Here is a 19,882-nt window from a genome sequence, read left to right as displayed (position 1 = left end):
GGGTCCCTCCGGACCGGGCCCACGCCTGCACCTGGCCAGATAGCAGGAACCACATGAGCTCACCGATCCTGGAGATGCGCGGCATCACCAAGGAGTTCCCCGGCGTCAAGGCGCTCGCCGACGTCAACCTCGTCGTCAACCGCGGTGACATCCACGCGATCTGCGGTGAGAACGGCGCCGGCAAGAGCACCCTGATGAAGGTGCTCAGCGGGGTCTACCCCCACGGCACCTACAGCGGCGACATCGTCTTCGAGGGCGAGACCGCGAAGTTCGCCAACATCCGGCAGAGCGAAGCCGCCGGCATCGTGATCATCCACCAGGAGCTCGCCCTCATCCCCGAGCTCTCGATCGCGGAGAACATCTTCCTCGGCAACGAGACCGCCAAGCGCGGGATCATCGACTGGGGCCGCGCCAACCGCGAGGCGATCGACCTGCTCGCGCGGGTCGGCCTGCGGGAGAACCCGCTGACGCCGGTGAAGAACCTCGGTATCGGCAAGCAGCAGCTGGTCGAGATCGCCAAGGCGCTCTCGAAGGAGGTCAAGCTGCTCATCCTCGACGAGCCGACCGCCGCCCTCAACGACGACGACTCCCAGCACCTTCTCGCGCTCCTGGAGGGGCTGAAGGAGAAGGGGATCACCTCGATCATGATCAGCCACAAGCTGAACGAGATCGAGCAGATCGCCGACGAGATCACGATCATCCGTGACGGCCAGAGCATCGAGACCCTCTCCGTCGCCGCCGGTGGCGTGGACGAGGACCGGATCATCCGCGGGATGGTCGGCCGTGACCTCGAGAACCGCTTCCCCGATCACACCCCCTCCATCGGAGACGTCCTCTTCGCGGTGCGCGACTGGACCGTCATGCACCCGCAGGACAGCCATCGTGAGGTCATCCGCCAGGCCAACCTGTCCGTGCGAGCCGGCGAGATCGTCGGCATCGCGGGGATGATGGGCGCGGGACGTACGGAGCTGGCGCGGTCGATCTTCGGGCGCTCCTACGGCTCCCGGACGTCCGGCTCGCTGGTGCTCGACGGCGCGGAGCTGCAGCTCAACACGGTCACCCAGGCGATCGATGCCGGCATCGCGTACGTCTCGGAGGACCGCAAGGGCCTCGGGCTCAACCTCATCGACGACATCAAGACCTCGATCACTTCGGCGGCGCTGAAGAAGCTGCGCTCCGGGATGGTCGTCGACGAGCACAAGGAGGTCGTGGTCGCCGAGGGCTACCGCAAGAACCTCAACATCAAGGCGCCCTCGATCACTGCCGGGGTCGGCAAGCTCTCCGGCGGCAACCAGCAGAAGGTGGTGCTGTCCAAGTGGATGTACACCGACCCGAAGCTGCTGATCCTCGACGAGCCGACCCGAGGCATCGACGTCGGCGCCAAGTACGAGATCTACGGGATCATCCAGGAGCTCGCCCGCAGCGGTCGCGGCGTACTGGTGATCTCCTCCGAGCTGCCCGAGCTGCTCGGTCTGTGTGATCGCATCTACACGCTCGCCGAGGGCGTGATCACCCATGAGTTCGACCGCTCAGAGGCCACCCAGGAGTCCCTGATGCGCTACATGACCGCGGACGCGAGGAAGTAACCCCCGATGAATGCCCTGCTCAACACGCTGCGCGGGAACGTCCGCCAGTACGGGATGATCATCGCTCTGGCGGCGATCGTCATCCTCTTCCAGATCTCGACCGAAGGCGTGCTGCTCAAGCCGCTCAACGTCTCCAACCTGGTCGTCCAGAACGCCCAGATCCTGATCCTGGCCATCGGCATGGTGATCGTGATCGTGGCGCGCCACATCGACCTCTCGGTCGGCTCTGTGGCCGCCTTCGTCGGCGCGGCCGCGGCGATCATGATGACCCAGTACGACTTCCCGTGGTGGCTGGCCGTCTTCCTCGGCCTGCTGATCGGCACCGCCATCGGCGCCTGGCACGGCTTCTGGGTGGCGTACGTCGGGATCCCGGCGTTCATCGTCACGCTGGCCTCGATGCTGCTCTTCCGCGGGCTCACCCTGGTCGTGCTCAAGGGCGCGACCGTCGGTGGTCTGCCCGAGCAGTTCAAGGCGATCGGCAACGGCTTCCTGCCCGAGATCGGGCCGGACACCGGGCTGCACAACCTGACGCTCCTCATCGCGGTGGCCGCCGTCGGTGTGCTGATCTTCCTCGAGGTGCGCCGCCGCAACGCCCAGATGGCCTACAACTTCGACGTCCTGCCGTTCCCGCTCTTCGTGGTGAAGCTGGCGCTGCTGACGATCGTGATCATGTACTTCGCCTACCTGCTCGCCGACGCGCGCGGGCTGCCGATCGTCGGCCTGATCCTGGCCGGGCTGATCGTGGTCTACACGTTCATCATGAACAAGACCGTCTTCGGCCGCCACGTCTACGCGATCGGTGGCAACGTCGACGCGGCCACGATGTCCGGCGTCAACACCAAGCGGGTCGACTTCCTGGTCATGGTGAACATGGGTCTGCTGTCGGGCCTCGCGGGCCTGGTCACGACCGCCCGCCTGACCGCCGCGAACCCCAAGGCCGGCGTGAACTTCGAGCTCGACGCGATCGCCGCCGCCTTCATCGGTGGCGCCGCCGTCACCGGCGGTGTCGGCACCGTCGTCGGCGCGATCATCGGTGGTCTCGTCATGGGTGTCCTCAACAACGGCATGTCGCTGCTCGGTGTCTCTATCGACTGGCAGCAGGCCATCAAGGGCCTCGTGCTCCTGCTCGCCGTCGCCTTCGACGTGTGGAACAAGCGCCGCACGGCAGGGTCCGGTGGTGCCGGTGCCGAGGCGGCCGAGCCCAGCGCTCCGCCGCCCGACAAGCTGGCCGAGGAGATCGAGGCCATGGAGGCCGAGCTGAGCGTCGACTCCAACGATCCTCCGAAGACCTGATCCACCCCTCACACCCCCACCCCTCGACCCCTGCCTCCCCCCGGGCAGGGGTCGCTGGGTTTTCGGTGTCACCCCGGGGCTTGCTCGCCGGACCCCAGGTGTTGAATAGCGGGGTGGCAAACTCCGCTCAGTGGCTCCAGGGAGCCCGTCCTCGCACACTCCCCGCGGCGCTCGCGCCGGTCATCGCCGGCACCGGGGTGGCTGCGTACGCCGGTGGCCTGGTCTGGTGGAAGGCGCTGCTCGCCCTCGTGGTGGCGCTGGCGCTGCAGGTGGCGGTCAACTACGCCAACGACTACTCCGACGGGATCCGGGGGACCGACGACGAGCGGGTGGGCCCGCTGCGGCTGACCGGCTCCGGCCTCGCCGCGCCGGCCGCGGTCAAGCGCGCCGCGTTCATCGCCTTCGGGATCGCCGCGGTCGCCGGCCTGGTGCTGGCGCTGACCTCGGCATGGTGGCTGATCCTCGGGGGGCTGGTCTGCATGATCGCGGCCTGGTACTACACCGGCGGCTCGCGCCCCTACGGTTACGCCGGGCTCGGCGAGGTCATGGTCTTCGTCTTCTTCGGGCTCGTCGCGGTCATCGGTACGACCTTCGTCCAGACGCAGAGCTGGGAGTGGGGCGCGTTGTGGGCCGGTGTCGGGATCGGCGCGATCACCTCTGCGCTGCTCGTCGCCAACAACCTCCGCGACATCCCCGGCGACACCGAGTCCGGGAAGATCACTCTCGCCGTACGCCTCGGCGACGCCCGGACCCGCTGGCTCTACGTCGCCCTCGTCGCCGTCGCCGCCGTCTCCGTGGTGCTCGTGGCCCTGACGACGTCCTGGTGGGCGCTGCTCGGTCTCGGCTTCATCGCCGTCGCCGCGCAGGGCGTACGCACCATCCTCGACCGCGCCAACCTCGGCCCGCGCCTGATCCCCGTCCTGCAGCAGACCGGGATGGCCACGCTGGTGTGGGGGCTGCTCGTCGGCGTACCTCTGCTGTTCGTCTGAGGCCCTGCCGCGAGGTGCGCTACGCCGGCGCTACGCCGGCGCGGGGACGGGCTGGGCCCGGCGGGCGAGGTAGCGCTCAGCGGCGCGGGCGGAGGGGTGGACGCCGATCGCGGCGATGACGATGATCCCGGCGATGATGGCCCAGCCGAGATGGCCGAGCTCCATGGCCAGGAAGGTGTACGCCGCAGGGGCCCAGACGGTGCCGAGGGTGTAGCCGACCTGGGCGGCGCCCTGGTAGTCGCCGCGGTGCTCCGGGTCGGAGAGATCGGCGACCAGACCCCACTCGCCGGCGGACTGGAAGAGCTCGGCGCCGGTGACGGTCACGTGGCCGAGCCAGACGAGGGCGATCGTGATCAGGCCGACGGTGTCGTGGGTGACCGCGATGATCGCGCAGGAGGCCAGGAAGCAGAGCGCGCCGCGGCGCTGGGCCTTCAGTGATGTCGTCACGTCGGTCACCCCGCGGGCGGCGATCACCTGCAGCCCGACGGCCATGACGGTGTTGGTGCCGAACAGCCAGGCCAGTAGCACCCGTGGGGCGTCGGTCTCCTGGACCAGCCACAGCGGGATGACGACGTTGAGCAGGACCTGATGGGTGCCGAGCACGCCGTCGAAGAAGGTCGTCGCGAGGAACGCGCGGTTGCGCAGGGCGCCGAGGCGGTCGCGTACGTCCGGCTTCATGTCGCCGGGAGAGGCAGCCGTGGCGAGGTGGGGGAGGCGCGAGATCCAGTAGGCGTTGACCAGGAGGACCACGGCGGTCATCAGCGGGACGGCCTTGATCAGGGTGTTGGAATCGGCGGCCAGAGCGAGACCGCTGGCCAGGGCGCCGAGCGTGTAGCCGACGTTGCGGGCGGCCCGCATGTAGGCGAACGAGCGCACTCGGGTCGCTGCGGGGAAGACCGAGATCCGGTAGGCGTCGCGACCCGACCGCTGCCAGGAGGAGGCGAGCGCGAGGAGCACCTCGACGGCGACGTACGCGGCGAAGTTGCCGACGAGAACCCAGGCACCGAACAGCAGCGCCTGGAGTACGGCACCGGCGATCCAGCTGAACCGGGTGCCGAGACGATCCGCGAGTCGGCCCAGGGGGACGGCGAACAAGAAGGTTGCAGCGCCCGCGATCGTGAGACCGAGGCCGACCTGTGCGGCGGAGAGGCCGACGATCTGGGTGAAGAAGACCGCCGAACCGGTGAGAAAGGTGCCTTCGGCGAAGGCCGAGAGCACCGACTGGTACGACATCGCCCGGATGAGCGGGTCGTCTGAGAGGACCTTGTCCCTCAACCGGATGAAGTGAGGGGACAAGACGACTCCGAACTATCTTGACATCGAGACAAGTGCAGTCTTGTCATCGCGGCGTCCGACGTCAAACAGTTATCCGTGCTGATCGGTCCCCAAACCGGCAGCGAAGAAAAAGGAGTCCATCGCGCCGACGCCCGGGCGTCGGCGTAGGTCAGGGCGAGGTCAGCGGGTGGAGCCCTCGATCGTGCCGATCACGCCGCCGAAGACGTCGGTGGTGACGCCCCAGATGCCGCCGGCGATGGCCGAGACCGTGCTGGTCAGCCCCTGCGGATCGGTGAACAGCCAAAACCCGACGAACAGGGCGCCGATGACGATGAAGATCTTCTTCTTGTCCATGTGAGCTCGTCCTCCCGAGAAATCCGATTGAATGTTGTGTAAATTCGCGAATCCGGACGCAAGCGCGCGAAATTCGCGAGGATGCACCGGGATATAGATTCCCTGAAGTTAGCCTCCCCTCGCAAGAATTCAGCGAAGGAGACCACTGAGCGGGACAGTGTCGCGCCCAGCGGTCCGGTCTGTGGCATGGCGGCCTTGGCAAGGCGGTCGTCCGGTGCGCCCGCAGGCGCGCGGTGAGCACGTGTCGTCAGGTGGAACGAGGTGCGTTACGGCGGTCTGGGGACTACGCTCGTCTCACATGGCGGTGGCGTTTGTCCAGAAATGCCGATGCCCGGGAGTTCGCGTCAGCCCGCGGGAGGGGCAAGGCGCCTCCACCCACCGGTGCCGCATGGGGCTGCGCCGGGCGGGACAACCGAATACTTCCGGCAACCACACCTCACCTCGGGAAAGGGAGCAGAACAATGGCACCGCACCAGTTGATTCAAAGTACGACTCAAGCCGCCGAGTATGGCACCGGCGGCCTGGCCGAGTGGATCACCGACAACATCATCACGCTGGTCGTCCTGATCTTGGGCGTCACGGTCCTGTGGGCTGCCCGCAGCGGGAACATCTCCAAGGCCGTCACGATCGTCGGTGGCCTGATCATCGGTCTCGGCGTCCTCGGCCTGGCCGTGGGCAACAACGCCACGGACCTCGGTCAGTGGATGGCTGGTCTCTTCAAGGGGTGAACCCGGTCCCGTTAGCTAACCCAGGGAGGGATCTCGGGGATGAGGCTGCCTGACGACGACGAGCTGTACGAGGTCGACCAGACCTATCTCGGCCCCCCTCGTCGCTACATCGGGGAGATGCGTTATCGCACCATCTTCCTCTTTCTGGTGATCGCACCATTGACGCTTGTGCTGCTGCGCAAGCTCGGCATGCCAGTGACGCTGCTGAGCATGGGGCTGTGGCTGATCGGCGCCTCCTTCCTCTCGATGAAGGCCTCCGACTACATCAGCTCGGAGAGCTCGGCCGGCGCCTGGCTGATGACCTTCTGGCACGAGCTGACCACGCCGCGCGTGGAGACCAGCGCCCAGTACGCGGGCGGCGCGGCTGTCGCCTTCCGGCACGCCACGAGCCCCCGCGGCGGCTGGGCGAAGGCCATGCGGCGACCCGGCCGGCGGTTCGCGCAGCAGCCGGGTGGCACCCCCTCGCCGAGGGCGCTGCAGGCGACGGTCGTCACCTCGACCCCGAGTGCCCAGACCGGACACGTCGCGTCAGCGGGACATACTGCTTCGGGCTTCGCTTCAGCGGGACACACTGCTTCGGGCTTCGCTTCAGCGGGGCCGGTACGCGGCAAGGCCGCGCCCGTGCGACCGGTGATCGAGGCGAAGGTCGTCGAGGAGCCGCTCCCGGCCCACCTCTCGGTCCAGCCCGAGGCACAGCCTGCGAGGCAGCAGCACGCCACCGGCGTACGTCCGGCGAAGGGCGGCTGGTCGAGCAGACCGTCCTCCTCGCCGCGTGAGCCCCGCGACGTTCCGTGGAAGGGTGGCGCGCCGTGGCAGGCCCGGCAGGAGCCGGAGCAGCCCGCGCCGCCTGCCCCGCCTGCGCCCCCGGCCCAGCCCACTGCGGCGCCACCGCCACCCCCGCCGCCTCCTCCGCCACCGCCACCGCCTGCCCAGGAGTCCGCGCCCAGGCCAGCCCGGCAGCCGCTCTCGCATGCGGTCAGGCCGGCCGTGGTGATCGCGCCGGAGCCAGGGTTCGACGAGGAATGGGACGAGGCCGACGAATGGGACGACTTCGACGATGCCCCCTCGGGGAGCACCCGTCCCAGGGACAATCAGGACGAGCGGGCGGTGCCTGACGGGCGCCCGCAGAGCGTGGACGACTACCGCAAGCGCCTCGACGGCGACGACGCACCCAACGACGGAGGAACCGCATGAGGCGGCCGCGAACGGAGCGGGCCTACGGGCCTGGCTTCGAGAAGCCCAAGCCGGGACGCAAGAGCGTCTTCGGCCGGGGCGGCGACGACTCGAAGGGCGTCCGTGAGCCGAGAGGCGATACGTGGGCGCTGGAGGAGGTGCGCGGTCACCTGACCTTCACCAGCGACCGGATCATCGCCTGGTACCTCGCCGAGCCGCAGACCTGGTCGTTCCGCGCCCACTCGGACCTCGAGGCCCTGATCACCGACCAGGCGAGCCAGCTGGCCGACCTGGTCGGCAACACGGTCCACGGCCGGGTCACCACCCGCCCCTATCCCGTACGTCACTGGGCGCATGCCGCGTTCGCCAACGCTCCCGACCCGCAGCCCGGGTTCGAGGAGATGATGGCGCGCAACCAGGCCCACATGGCCGCCCACAGCCAGGCGGACAAGCTGGTCTACTACGGCGTCGACCTGGGCCGCCGCGACGCGACGGTGAGGACGCTGGCGAAGTTCTCCGCCGGTGCCGCCGAGCGCGAGATGGCCGCGATCAGCGAGCGCCTCGACACGGTCAACCGGGTGATGTCGCGTCCGGGCTTCTCCGCGCGGCCGGCGGTCGGTCACGACATGGAGTGGATGATCGCCCGTTCGCTCTCCCTGGGCGCCAAGATCCCGGTGCCCGAGCCGGGTGAGGCCCAGCAGAACTTCCTCGACACCGACGACATGGCCGAGTGGTTCGAGTCGGTCGCCTGGTCGGCCGAGCCGCTGGCGCCGACGGTGCAGGTCACCAGCAGCATCGGTGGCCGCCAGGAGACCAGCCACGTGTGCGTGCTGACGGTTTCCCGGATCGGCGATATCGAGGTTCCGGAGACCCACGCGCCGTGGATGGCGAAGACCGATGCGCTCGGCTTCCCGGTGGAGTGGTCGTTCCGGGTCGAGCCCCGCTCGCCGGATGACGTCTCCCGCGAGATGGCGTCTCTGACCCGCCGCATCGACGGCCAGGTCAGCCACTGGTCCGACGACCACGGCAAGCGGCCTCCCAAGCAGCTCTCCCGTCAGGCCGGCCGAGCCGCCGACGTCGAGGACGAGATGCGCTCGGAGTTCACGGGCCTGTCCACCCGGACCAGAGGCTGGTACCGGATCGCCGTCACCGGCCGCAGCGAGGCGGAGGCGCTCGACAAGGCGCAGAAGGTCGTCGACCTCTACCGGCCGCAGATCAAGATCACCCGCCAGCTGGGGCAGTATCACCTGGCTCGCGAGTTCGTCCCGGGCGAGCCGCTCGCGTCGACCGCCCACGCCCGGAAGTTCCCGGTCCTCAAGGTCGCCGCCGGGCTCCCGGCGGTCACCGCCGAGGTCGGCGACAAGCGCGGCTTCTACCTCGGCGAGACCTCCGCGATGGCGTCCCGGGCCGTGCTGATGGACCCGTGGTACCTGACCGAGGTCATGGAGCAGGCCGGCCTGATCCCGCTCGTCGGCACGCCCGGTTCCGGTAAGTCGACCCTGATGGGCGTCGTCATCTACATGTCGATCCTGTCCGGCATCCACGGTGTCGCCATGGACCCGGCCGGGCGGCTGCAGCGGCTGATGACGCTGCCCGAGATCGGCGGCGGCGTCTTCAACGGCCAGCAGGTGCCCGCCCGCGCCCGCAGCGTCGACGTCCTCGGCGGTCGACCGGGAAGCCTGTCGCCGTACGCCGTCGTCCCCGACCCCAACCCGGAGCTGATCCGCGCCGAGGCGATGTCGGACCACGAGTTCGCCGAGCGGCTCCATCGGGAGCGGTCCGCGGCCGTACAGCAGCGCCGCGACCTGACCGTCTCGGTGCTCCGCTCCTGCCTCCCGGTCGGACTGGCCAACAACGAGGAGGTGCTCAAGCGCATCCGCGCCCGCGTCATGGAGGCGCAGGCCGACCGCGGCGCCGACACCTCGACGATCGTGAAGATGCTCTTCGAGGGCGACGGCGGTGACCACGAGATCGGCCGCGAGCTCGCCGCCGCCCGTGAGCGTGAGCTCGGCCGCCTCTTCTTCGGCAACGACTTCCTGCAGTCCGACAAGGAGCTGAAGGGCACGCCGTTCACCTTCTACAACCTCAAGGGACTCAACACCCCGCCCGAGCACGTGCCGCGCGAGGAGTGGAGTGCCGAGGAGCAGATGGCGCGGCCGATCATGACCCTCGCCGCCTGGTCCGCGCTGCACCTGATCTACCGCAGCGACCCCAACGAGCGGAAGCTGTTCGCGCTCGACGAGGCCCACGAGGTCACCCAGGCGAGTGGTGGCACCGGGCGGGCCCTGGTCCACAAGCTCTCCAGCGACTCCCGCAAGAACAACTGCGCAGCGCTGGTCTCGACCCAGAATGCCTCCGCGATCCTGGGCTCCGACATCAACAACTTCGTCGGGGCGGCCTTCGTGGGACGTACGCAGGACGAGAGTGCCCAGCGCGACGCGCTCAAGCTGCTCGGCAAGCCCGAGGGCCTGGGCTACGAGTCGATCCTGGCGCGGCTCTCGCCGCGCACCAGGCGTGGTGACGAGCAGCTCGGCTACCGCGAGTTCATCTACCGCGACGGCCTCGGTGGCGACACCGGTCACGGCGGCATGGAGATCATCAAGGTCACCCTCAACCACCACCCGGGTCTGCAGGAGGCGCTCAACACCACCGCCGACCCCACCCGCCGCGTCAGCCGAGCCATCGGCGGCGAGCCGACCGATCTTCCCAGGACCGAGCTCTCCGGGGACGGGATCGGCTGATGCCGCCGCGCCCCACCCACCACAGGGCAGCCCTGCGCCGTAGGGCCGCTGCCCTCGTCGTACTCGTGGTCGCTCTGCTGTCCGTCGCCGGTCCGGCGGCTGCGGGGCCGAGGGGGATCGATATCCCGATCCCGTTCGATCCGACGGGTGGGCTCTCGGGTGTGAGCGATGCGTGCAACAACCTGGACGCGCCGATGCCGGCTTCTCCCTACGGGGACGGCAGCTTCATCGTGCGGATGACGGCGTTGGGGGCGGCGTCGAAGGCGGGCACGGAGCTGAACGACCCGGAGAAGGTCAACGACGAGCTGGATCCGTTCCGCAACAAGGACGAGGTCTCGTTGGAGTCGGCCTACGGCACGACTCCGCAGTGGTGGACCTATGACAACGGGTGCACGGGGCAGTTCGTGGCGGGGGCGGGGACCTCGATCGGCAACATCATGTTGGAGATCTCGGGGATCCTGCCGAACTGGTCGCATGCGTTGCTGAACGCGGTGATCGGTGAGGATTCGTTCCTGAGGGCGCTGGACGACCCGATCGTGGCGGCGAGCAAGGCGGTCACCGACGGGGTGTGGGCGCCGTGGGTGAGCGTGGTGCTGTTGCTGGTGGCGGCGACGGTGATGATCCGCGCGCGGGATGGCCGGTTCGCGCGGGCGGTGACCGCGGCGGGTTGGGCGCTGGGTGTGCTGGTGGTGACCTCCTGGCTGATCCAGTACCCGGTGGAGTCGACCAAGCTGGTCGATGAGGGGGTCCGGTCGGCGACGGGGATGATCGCGACCGGGTTCAACGACGGCAAGACGGTCCCGGGTGTCGGTGACGACGAGTTCGGTGAGACCGATGCGGTCAAGGCCGTGGATGCTCAGATGGACGAGGTGGTGCGTTCGACGCAGTACCGCACCTGGCTGGCCGGTGCGTTCGGTGATCCCGACTCGGCCACGGCGAAGAGGTATGGGCCGCGGGTGTTCCGGTCGACGCACTTCTCCTGGCAGGAGTACGACACCTACCGCAAGGACCCGAACGGGGATGGCAAGAAGGTCCTGGAGGCCAAGCAGGACGCGTTCAAGAAGCATGCCGAGGCGGTCAAGAAGTCGGACCCGGTGGCCTATGAGTACTTCAAGGGCGAGCACTGGTCCCAGCGGGCGACCACGGCGTTGGTGAACCTGGTCGTGGTCGTGGTGGTGTGCGGGTTCTTGCTGGTGGCCGGGTTGGCGATCTTGTTGTCGTTCGCGTTGATCCGGTTGATCGTGCCGTTCGCGCCGGCGGCGGGGGTGCTGTTCATGCTGGACCACACCCGGGACGCGGCGGTGGCGATGCTGAAGCGGGTGGTCGGTCCGCTGGTGATGGGCCCGATCTACTTCCTGGTCGCGCTGTTGCTGCTGCGGCTGGACTCGGCGATCTTGGGCTCGACGATGTGGTTCGTGCTGCAGCTGGCGTTGATCGCGGTGCTGACCGTGCTGGCTTGGCGCCTGACCCGGCCCGCCGCCTACGGCATCCCGTTGCCGGGCATGGGCCGGCTGACCTCGATGCTCTCCTCGTACGTCGGCACCCGGACGGGCACCGAGGCCGGGATCCGCGACGCGGCCGAGGACCGGCCGCCCGTCCCGGGCGGTGGCCCGGCGGGCACCGGATCGGTCTCGAGCCCCGGCGGCGTCTACATGCCCGGACACGAGCTGACCGGCAGCCGGCCGACGATGACCGCCGAGCAGGTGCCCAACCAGGCGCCGGTGACGGCCGCCGGAGCGCTGGGTGCCGGGGCGAGCAACACACCGACGTACGCCCTGGGGTCCTCGATGAGCGGCGAGGAGGGGGAGCGGGTGGCCGGTCAGTGGTTCGACTCGCGCTCCGTCGAGCGCGACGAGCCGGCGTTCCGTGACGAGGCGCGCCCGGGGTTCTCTGCCGGGCAGGTCTACAACAACGACCGCCCGGAGGCGCCGAACCCGGTCGACTACACCGCGGGCGCCTACGCCGACCGCGAGCCGGAGCCGCCGCGACAGTCCCCGGTGGCGGAGGCCAACGTGGACTACGACTCCGACGGCAACGCGGTCTTCGTCATCTACTCACCGAACGGGAACCGCTCGGTGCCCGTCGACAACAGTCCGGGCCGGTCCGAGGGCTGGTCTGAAGGAGGAGCCCGGTAGTGCGGTCGACAACGACGCGTGGTGTGCTGTGGGAGGTCATCGCGCCGGTGCTGAGGTGGCCCATGAGGTCGCCGTTCCGGTTCTTCTCGGTGGTTGTCGGCATCGTCTTCGTCATCTGGCTGATCGCCCAGGTGAGCGACGCCCCCGACGCCGAGCCGGCCGCGCAGCCCGACCGGGGATCCGCGTCGGCGCAGCAGAGCGCCTCCGCGAGCGGATCGCCGGCGCCCGTCCCGGACCCGACTCCCTTGGCGACCAAGTTCGTCGTCGCCTGGGCCCGTCCCGACCTGACCACCGAGGAGTGGTGGGCCGGGATCAACGCCGCCCGCCCGGACGAGTCGCTGGCCCAGGCCCTGGGCACCACCGACCCGGCGACCGTGCCGGCGAGCAAGGTGGTCGGCGCCGCGAAGGTCCTCGAGCAGACCGACGGGGAGGCACGCGTCGAGGTCGCCACCGACGGTCCCAAGGTCATCGTCTACCTGACCCTGGTGGACAACGTCTGGTACGTCGCGAACATTCTTCCGGGGGGATAGGGCGATGTGGATCTTCAAGGCGCGTCTGATCTGGGGGATCGTGGCCGGGGTGGCCACGTTCGTCCTGGTGGTCACGGGTGGCTTGGTGATCCTCATCGGTGGTCTGGCGAGCACCGAGCAGAGCAACCAGGACCAGGCCGAGTCGGGCTGTGTCGGCGGGACCAACGCGATCCAGGCCGGCAACCTGGGACCGGACGGCGAGGTCCCCGAGGGCAGCATCGCCGGGTTCGACACCGAGCAGATCCAGAACGCCCGGACGATCGTGGCGGTCGGCAAGCAGTCCGGCGTGCCCGCCTACGGGTGGGTGATCGCGCTCGCGACCGCGATGCAGGAGAGCACCCTGCGCAACCTCAACTACGGCGACCGCGACTCACAGGGCCTCTTCCAGCAGCGCCCGGTCTCCGGCTGGGGTTCGGTCGCCGACATCACGAACCCGGTCAAGTCCGCCCAGGCGTTCTACGGCGTCGCCACCCACACCGGCAACACCGGGCTCCTGGACATCCCCGGCTGGCGCAAGATGCAGGTCACCGCGGCGGCGCAGGCGGTGCAGCGCTCGGCGTTCCCGCTGGCGTACGCCCAGCACGAGGACGAGGCGCGGGCTCTCGTCGCAGCGCTCGCCGACGGGGTCTCGGCCGCCGACCTGACGGCCACCGCGACGGATGTGTCCTGCACGATCGGCATGGCCGGGATCAGCACCAGCGTCGTACGTCCCATCCAGGCCGGCCTCGCGGTCGACCAAGGCAACTACGGCAACTCCGGCTCCAACTGGGCCAACATGCACACCGGCAACGACTACTCCTCGCCGTGTGGCACGCCCGTGCAGGCGGCCCACGGCGGCACCGTCGTCCTCGAGTCGGGCGGCAGCTGGGGCTGGTCGGGGCGCTGGCTGGTGAAGGTGCAGACGGCACCCGGCAACCTGACCACCTGGTACGGCCACATGCAGTCGCTCTCGGTGGCCGCGGGGCAGACGGTGAAGGCCGGGCAGGTCATCGGGCAGGTCGGCAGCGAGGGCAACTCGACCGGCTGCCACCTCCACTTCGAGGTGCACCCGCACGGCGGCGGCTACCTGCAGGACCAGGTGGACCCGGCGGCGTGGCTGACGAAGAACATCGGCAAGACCCTCGAGGCGACCAAGCAGGTCGGCGGGCTGCCCGGTGCAGGACAGGTCGGCGCCTCCCCGGCGGCCGTCTCCGGCCCGCAGGTCCGCCTGGCACAGGCCAACATCAAGGTCTCCATGTCCCGCTCGAGATACCGCTCCGACCTGGCCGAGGTCATGAAGCACGGACCCGACTTCGTCTCCCTGAACGAGGCCCAGTCACGTACGGTCTCCGACATCTCGGTGCGGGGATACGGCACCTACCGCGCCTCGGAGGATGAATACGGTCGTCGGAGCCAGGCGCTGAGTCCGGTCGTCATGTGGCGCACCGACCGCTGGGTGGCGGTCGACAAGGGCACCGTCCAGCTCACCAAGCCGGTCACCGGAGTCAAGAACGACAACAGGTACGCCACCTGGGTGGTCCTCGCCAGCAGCGACGGCTCCGGGCGCATCTCGGTGATCTCCACCCACACCATGACCTCGCCCGCCAAGAGCGCACAGGCGCGTAAGGACGAGGCCCAGCGCGGCTTCGCGAAGCTCGCCGGACTGGCGCAGGGGCTGCAGAAGTACGGCCCGGTCCTCGTTGCCGGCGACCTCAACTCGCCCTACCCGCGCAACGGTGGCGACGGGGATCCGTGGGGTCCGAAGCCGTTGATGGCCAAGGCCGGGATGACCTCCTCCTTCGAGACCCTCGGCGCGCCCGCGCAGGGCTGGGCCACCCACGACGGCGGCGGCACCATCGACTGGCTCCTCGGCTCGAGCTCCACCGCCACCCCCACCCGCCACGCCACCTTCAAGCTGGACTCCGACCACCACGGCCTGGTCGCGGACTTCGACATCCGCGGCCAGTAGCGCCTGCGCCACGTGTAACACGCTGTTCGTAGGACTACTCGCGCTATTGGAACGACCGGATAGTCCTACGAACAGCGTGTTACACCGCACGAAGCCCACCGGCCCGCCGCGAATCCCCACACCGCGGGCGATAGCGTTGGCTCTATGAACGACGCGGTGGAACGGGCTGAGGGCACCGTCGCCGCGATGGCCGAGTGGCTCGCCGGGGGTGGGCCGGAGCACTGGGTCGTGGAGACCTCGGGATCGACCGGCAGGCCCAAGCGGGTGATGCTGTCGCGCGAGGCGATGAAGGCGTCGGCAGCGGCGTCGGCGCGACGGGTCGGGGCGAGCGGGCAGTGGCTGCTGACGCTGCCGGAGTCGTACGTCGCCGGGGCCAATGTGATCGCGCGCTCGCTGCTGGCCGGCCACGAGCCGGTGATCGCCGCTGCTCACGGATCCTTCGCCGAGGCCGCTGGAGCGATGATGCCGGGGCCGCGGTTCGTCTCGATGGTGCCGACCCAGCTGCACCGGATCATCGAGTCGGGCGGTGACGACCTCGCCGCCCTGACCGGGTTCCACACGCTGCTGCTCGGAGGTGGCCCGATCGACCCGTCGCTGCGGGCCCGTGCCGAAGCGGCCGGGATCGTCGTGGTCGCCACCTATGGCTCGGCCGAGACCTGTGGCGGGTGCGTCTACGACGCGATGCCGCTGGACGGCGTGGGGATCGCGATCGGCACCGACGGCCGGGTCCGGATCAGCGGCCCGACGCTCTTCGACGGCTATCAGGACGACCCCGAGCAGACCGCGACCGCCCTGGTCGACGGCTGGTTCCTCACCTCCGACGCCGGCACCCTGGACGAGGACGGCCGGCTCCGCATCCTCGGTCGGGTCGATGACATGGTGATCACCGGCGGCGTGAAGGTGCCCGCGGCGCTCGTCGCCAGAAGGCTCCGTGAACACCCGGCCGTCGTCGCCGCGGAAGCTCTCGGCACCCCCGACGAGGAGTGGGGCCAGCGACTGGTCGCCTTCGTCGTCGGCGACATCGACGCCGCCGCGGCCCGCGAGTGGGTCGCCGCCGAGCACCCGCGCTCCTGGGCGCCCCGTCAGGTGGTTGCGCTCGACGAGATCCCGCTTCTCGGCAACGGCAAGCCCGACCGGCAGGCCCTCCTCGCGCTCGCCACGACCAACGAGGCGGAGACGCGATGACCGACCAGATGCATGTCTTCTCCCTTCCGATGACCACCCGCTTCCGCGGGATCACCGAGCGCGAGGGCCTTGTCATCTCGACAGGCTCGATACATCGCTTCGAGGGGGCCGGCGGGTGGGGCGAGTGGTCGCCGTTCCTCGACTACGACACCCCCGAGATCGAGCCCTGGCTGCGCTGCGCCGAGGAGGCGGCCGCGGGGGACTGGCCGACACCCGTACGCGAGACCGTGCCCGTCAACGCCACTGTGCCGGCGGTCGGGCCGGAGCGCGCCCACGAGATCGTGACCCGCTCCGGGTGCGCGACCGCCAAGGTCAAGGTCGCCGACCCGGGCCAGAGCTTGGCCGACGACATCGCTCGCGTCGAGGCGGTCCGGGACGCCCTCGGCCCCTCCGGCAAGGTGCGGATCGACGTCAACGGGCTCTGGACCGTCGACGAGGCGCTCGCCGCGATCGGGGTGCTGGACAGGGCCGCCGGCGGGCTCGAGTACGTCGAGCAGCCCTGCCCCACGGTCGAGGAGCTCGCCGACGTGCGCCGCAAGGTGGAGGTCCCGATCGCCGCGGACGAGTCGATCCGGCGGGCCGCGGACCCCTATCGCGTACGCGATCTCGAGGCTGCCGACGTGGCCGTGCTGAAGGTGCAGCCGCTGGGCGGCGTACGCGCCTGCCTGCGGATCGCGGAGGACATCGGGCTGCCGTGCGTGGTCTCCTCGGCGCTGGAGACATCGGTCGGGATGGCCGCCGGGATCGCGCTCGCGGCGGCGCTGCCTGAGCTGCCCTATGCCTGTGGGCTCGGCACGGTCTCGATGTTCACCGAGGACATCGCCGCCGTCCCGCTCCTTCCGGCCGGCGGTGTCCTGCCGGTGCTACGGTCCTCGCCCGCCCCGGAGCGCCTCGTCGCCGACCCGGCGTTGCGGGCCACCCCGGAGCGTACGGAGTTCTGGCGCAGGCGGCTGGCTGACGTGATGGCGTACCGGGAAACGCTCTGAGGAGGATGGATGCCCACTGCTACTGAGCTCGCCCGGGCGGTCGTCACCGCGCTCGTGGAGGCGCGGGTCACCGACATCGTCGTCGCGCCGGGATCACGCAACGCACCGTTGTCGTTCGCCGTCCTCGACGCCGCGCGAGCGGGTCTGCTGCGGCTGCACACCCGGATCGACGAGCGCTCCGCCGGCTTCTTCGCGCTCGGCCTGACCAAGGTCGGATCGCGCGCGGCGGTGATGTGCACCTCCGGCACCGCCGTCGCCAACCTGCACCCCTCGGTGCTCGAGGCCGCCCACGCCGGGGTGTCGCTGGCTATCGTCACGGCCGACCGGCCGTCGCGGCTGCGGGAGACCGGTGCCAACCAGGTCACCGACCAGGTCGGCATCTTCGGCCGGCTGGTGGAGACCGTCGACCTGGCCGAGGCACCGGACGAGAACGCGATCGGTGCCCTCGACTCCGCGCGCGGCCCGGTCCACTGGAACATCCAGCTCGACGACCCGCTGACCCCGCCCGACCGGTGGCAGCCGGGGGAGATCGCGGTCCGTCCGGAGCCCGTACGTCCCGAGCTGATGATCCACGAGTCGATCCCGACCGGCGCCGGCACGCCGCGCACGGTCGTCGTCGCCGGTGACGACGCCGGTCCGCCCTCCCGGATCCTGGCCCAGGACGGCGGTTGGCCGCTGCTCGCCGAGCCGTCCTCGGGCGCGCGCACCGGCGACAACGCCCTGCGCTCCTACCGGCTGCTGCTCGAGTCACCGCTCGCCGAACGGATCGAGCGGGTCGTCGTCTACGGCCACCCGACCCTCTCCCGGCCGGTCACCAATCTGCTGGCTCGCGCCGACGTCGAGGTCATCGCGGCCCCGGTCGACGGTGTCTGGGCCGCGCGCCCGTTCCGGGTCGACCGCACGATCCGCACCCGGCTCCACGTCGAGGGCGAGCCCGATCCGGCGTGGCTGGAGGAGTGGCGCTCCGCGGATCGCGAGCTCAGTCGCCAGGTGGACCGGCTGCTCCACGAGCAGCAGCAGATGACGGCGTACGACGTCGCCGGCTGTGTAGCCCGCGCCCTGCCCGACCGCGGGCTGCTGATGCTCGGTCCCTCCAATCCCGTACGCGACCTGGACCTGATGATGCGCCCCAACAACGTCGGCGGGCGACGGAAGGTGCTCGCCAACCGCGGCCTGGCCGGCATCGACGGCATCGTCTCCACCGCGATCGGCGCCGCCGTCGGTCGTTCCTGGTCGACGCGGGCGCTCGCGCTGATGGGTGACGTCACCTTCCTGCACGACGCCGGCGGGCTGCTGCTCGGTCCCGAGGAGGTCCGCCCGGATCTCACGATCGTCGTCGCGAACGACGACGGCGGCTCGATCTTCGCCTCCCTCGAGCAGGGCGCCGACGACTACGCCGACAGCTTCGAGCGCCTCTTCGGCACCCCGCACGGGACCTCGCTGGAGGCGCTCTGCGCCGCCCACCGCATCCCGCATCTCGCGGTCACCTCCGTCCCCGAGCTCGAGGCCGCCCTCGCCAGCCCGAACGGCGGCATCGAGGTCGTCGAGGCGGTGGTCTCCCGCGACGGCCGCCGAGACCTCGACCTCGCCATCCGCGCCCTCGCTCGTACCTGAGCCGGCGACCGGCCCGGGCGTGGCACAGTGTGCCCGTGACCGAAGAGCAGCAGTGGCCTGGCGTGGTGCCGTACGTCGAGTTCTACACCGGCACGAAGCGCATTCTGGTGCTGCACCTGACCAGCGGAAACGTGATGCTGGCCAACAATCCGGGCAAGCTCCCGCCGATCGCGAGCATCGACGGGCGGCAGTACGTCGTCTACTGGGGGACCGTGTCGTTCGAGATCCCGGCCGAGCGCGCCTGTCACGTCAGCGTCCACGTCGAGGGTGACTACATCCAGCAGGCCGCCACCATCCTGCTCTCGCCCGGGCCCGAGCAGGTCCAGCTGACGTACGCGACCCACTACACCTCCGGTGTCGGCTCCCTGACGCTGTCCTGAGGTCAGCGCACCCGGAGGATGTCGCCAGGCTGGCACTCGAGTACGTCGCAGATCGCGGTGAGCGTCGAGAACCGGATCGCGCGCGCACGGCCGTTCTTGAGGATCGACGCGTTGGCCAGGGTGATGCCGATCCGGTCGGCGAGCTCGGTGAGCGTCATGCCGCGCTCCTCGAGGAGGGTGTCGAGATGCACTGTGACGCGGTGGTCGTCGTCGGTCATATGGTCAGCGCCACCTCTTCCTGGAGCGCCACTCCGCGGCGCATCACCCGGCTGAAGGTGAGGGCGCAGACCCCGAGGATCAGCGGTGACCAGTCCGGGGCGGAGCTACCCACCTGGGAGCTCCAGGTTTGGTCCAGGTCAGGAGCCGCGGCTGAGGCGATGAAGATCCCGTCGCCGATGTTCGTGCCGACCGGGCCGATGATCGCCATGGCGATCAGGAACCACCCCAGCGCTCGCATCAGCCCGGCCGGACCGGCCGTGAAGATCCCTTCACGTCGAGCGACCTTGATGAACCGTCGCGCGATCAGACCAGCTCCGAGCAGAAGCATCATGCCGAGGATCCCGCCGGCCGACGCGGCCAACTGCATCGTCCAGCTCGGATCCTTGGTGCAGAACGTCGTCCCGGAGGACAGGGTCCTCGAGCCCGGCTTGGTGTGTGGTTCGGTGTCTAGCTCCTCGCCGGTGTCCACGATGATCGAGTCGGACTCGACACACACGTCGTCCGAGAAGGAGAACATGTGAGCGCCATCGGCCTTGCCGAACAAGTGCAGGCCGCTGACGACCACAGCGAAGAGGGCGAACGCGACGATGAGCGCAGAGACGGCATCGACCAGAGTGCTCAGCGGCGCCAGGGGGTCCCGCTCGGCCATGACGACTCCTTATCGTTTCCCGATGTTATCGAGAAACGATAAAGCAGCTCCGAGCCCCGCGGTGCCGAGTCGGCTCATCTTGACGGGAAATCTCGTC

17 protein-coding genes are annotated in these 19,882 nt (G+C 69.6%); 13 read left to right on the top strand and 4 right to left on the bottom strand.

From position 1 onward, the window contains the following. Window positions 1-53: 53 nt before the first annotated feature. From mmsA to ACFU7D_RS19320, 3 genes are all read left to right on the top strand, one after another. Window positions 54-1,586, top strand: coding sequence for a multiple monosaccharide ABC transporter ATP-binding protein (gene mmsA / locus ACFU7D_RS19330; protein ID WP_378870065.1), 1,533 nt, complete (start codon window positions 54-56; stop codon window positions 1,584-1,586). 6 nt (window positions 1,587-1,592) lie between these two features. After that, a complete protein-coding gene (gene mmsB / locus ACFU7D_RS19325) occupies window positions 1,593-2,879 on the top strand; it encodes a multiple monosaccharide ABC transporter permease (protein ID WP_378729000.1) in 1,287 nt (428 codons plus the stop codon). 113 nt (window positions 2,880-2,992) lie between these two features. Beyond that, the gene (locus ACFU7D_RS19320) at window positions 2,993-3,868 is read left to right on the top strand and encodes a 1,4-dihydroxy-2-naphthoate polyprenyltransferase (protein ID WP_378870062.1); all 876 of its coding nucleotides are present in this window, start codon (window positions 2,993-2,995) and stop codon (window positions 3,866-3,868) included. Window positions 3,869-3,898: 30 nt separating this feature from the next. On the opposite strand, the gene ACFU7D_RS19315 is transcribed toward ACFU7D_RS19320, so the two are convergent. Next, window positions 3,899-5,164, bottom strand: coding sequence for an MFS transporter (locus ACFU7D_RS19315; RefSeq protein WP_378870059.1), 1,266 nt, complete (start codon window positions 5,162-5,164; stop codon window positions 3,899-3,901). Window positions 5,165-5,323: 159 nt separating this feature from the next. Beyond that, window positions 5,324-5,497 (bottom strand): hypothetical protein, encoded by a 174-nt coding sequence (locus ACFU7D_RS19310; RefSeq protein ID WP_160146497.1) that lies wholly within the window; start codon window positions 5,495-5,497, stop codon window positions 5,324-5,326. Between the two features lie 461 nt (window positions 5,498-5,958). Between ACFU7D_RS19310 and ACFU7D_RS19305 the strand changes: the two genes are divergently transcribed. The 10 genes from ACFU7D_RS19305 to ACFU7D_RS19260 all read left to right on the top strand — a co-directional run bounded on the left by ACFU7D_RS19305 (window position 5,959) and on the right by ACFU7D_RS19260 (window position 18,917). Beyond that, on the top strand, window positions 5,959-6,225 hold the full coding sequence (locus tag ACFU7D_RS19305) for a hypothetical protein (protein WP_091043078.1): 267 nt from the start codon (window positions 5,959-5,961) through the stop codon (window positions 6,223-6,225). A gap of 39 nt (window positions 6,226-6,264) precedes the next feature. Continuing rightward, window positions 6,265-7,419 (top strand): hypothetical protein, encoded by a 1,155-nt coding sequence (locus tag ACFU7D_RS19300; RefSeq protein WP_378870056.1) that lies wholly within the window; start codon window positions 6,265-6,267, stop codon window positions 7,417-7,419. Beyond that, window positions 7,416-10,139 (top strand): ATP-binding protein, encoded by a 2,724-nt coding sequence (locus tag ACFU7D_RS19295; protein ID WP_378870053.1) that lies wholly within the window; start codon window positions 7,416-7,418, stop codon window positions 10,137-10,139. Before ACFU7D_RS19300 ends, ACFU7D_RS19295 begins: the two co-directional genes overlap by 4 nt. Beyond that, the gene (locus tag ACFU7D_RS19290) at window positions 10,139-12,274 is read left to right on the top strand and encodes a hypothetical protein (protein ID WP_378870050.1); all 2,136 of its coding nucleotides are present in this window, start codon (window positions 10,139-10,141) and stop codon (window positions 12,272-12,274) included. Before ACFU7D_RS19295 ends, ACFU7D_RS19290 begins: the two co-directional genes overlap by 1 nt. 62 nt (window positions 12,275-12,336) lie before the next feature. Next, complete coding sequence (locus tag ACFU7D_RS19285; protein ID WP_378728992.1) at window positions 12,337-12,804, top strand: hypothetical protein; 468 nt, start codon at window positions 12,337-12,339, stop codon at window positions 12,802-12,804. A 4-nt stretch (window positions 12,805-12,808) separates the two neighbouring features. Beyond that, window positions 12,809-14,752, top strand: a complete 1,944-nt coding sequence (locus ACFU7D_RS19280; RefSeq protein WP_378870047.1) for a peptidoglycan DD-metalloendopeptidase family protein — start codon at window positions 12,809-12,811, stop codon at window positions 14,750-14,752. Window positions 14,753-14,896: 144 nt separating this feature from the next. Beyond that, entirely contained in the window at window positions 14,897-15,937 is a 1,041-nt protein-coding gene (locus ACFU7D_RS19275) for an AMP-binding protein (RefSeq protein WP_378870044.1), read from the top strand. Continuing rightward, window positions 15,934-16,923, top strand: a complete 990-nt coding sequence (locus ACFU7D_RS19270; RefSeq protein WP_378870041.1) for an o-succinylbenzoate synthase — start codon at window positions 15,934-15,936, stop codon at window positions 16,921-16,923. Before ACFU7D_RS19275 ends, ACFU7D_RS19270 begins: the two co-directional genes overlap by 4 nt. A 9-nt stretch (window positions 16,924-16,932) precedes the next feature. Continuing rightward, window positions 16,933-18,537, top strand: coding sequence for a 2-succinyl-5-enolpyruvyl-6-hydroxy-3-cyclohexene-1-carboxylic-acid synthase (gene menD / locus ACFU7D_RS19265; protein ID WP_378870038.1), 1,605 nt, complete (start codon window positions 16,933-16,935; stop codon window positions 18,535-18,537). 35 nt (window positions 18,538-18,572) lie between these two features. Then, complete coding sequence (locus tag ACFU7D_RS19260; protein WP_378870035.1) at window positions 18,573-18,917, top strand: hypothetical protein; 345 nt, start codon at window positions 18,573-18,575, stop codon at window positions 18,915-18,917. 2 nt (window positions 18,918-18,919) lie between these two features. Here ACFU7D_RS19260 and ACFU7D_RS19255 read toward each other — a convergent pair whose 3' ends face one another. Beyond that, entirely contained in the window at window positions 18,920-19,135 is a 216-nt protein-coding gene (locus ACFU7D_RS19255; protein WP_378870033.1) for a helix-turn-helix domain-containing protein, read from the bottom strand. Next, window positions 19,132-19,785 (bottom strand): DUF2975 domain-containing protein, encoded by a 654-nt coding sequence (locus ACFU7D_RS19250; protein WP_378870031.1) that lies wholly within the window; start codon window positions 19,783-19,785, stop codon window positions 19,132-19,134. Before ACFU7D_RS19250 ends, ACFU7D_RS19255 begins: the two co-directional genes overlap by 4 nt. Window positions 19,786-19,882 lie beyond the last annotated feature (97 nt).

It is taken from the genome of Nocardioides sp. NPDC057577 (assembly GCF_042801335.1).
Taxonomy (GTDB): domain Bacteria; phylum Actinomycetota; class Actinomycetes; order Propionibacteriales; family Nocardioidaceae; genus Nocardioides.
Note: the sequence above shows the minus strand (reverse complement) of the source record. Positions and strands in the feature narration are given on the sequence as shown.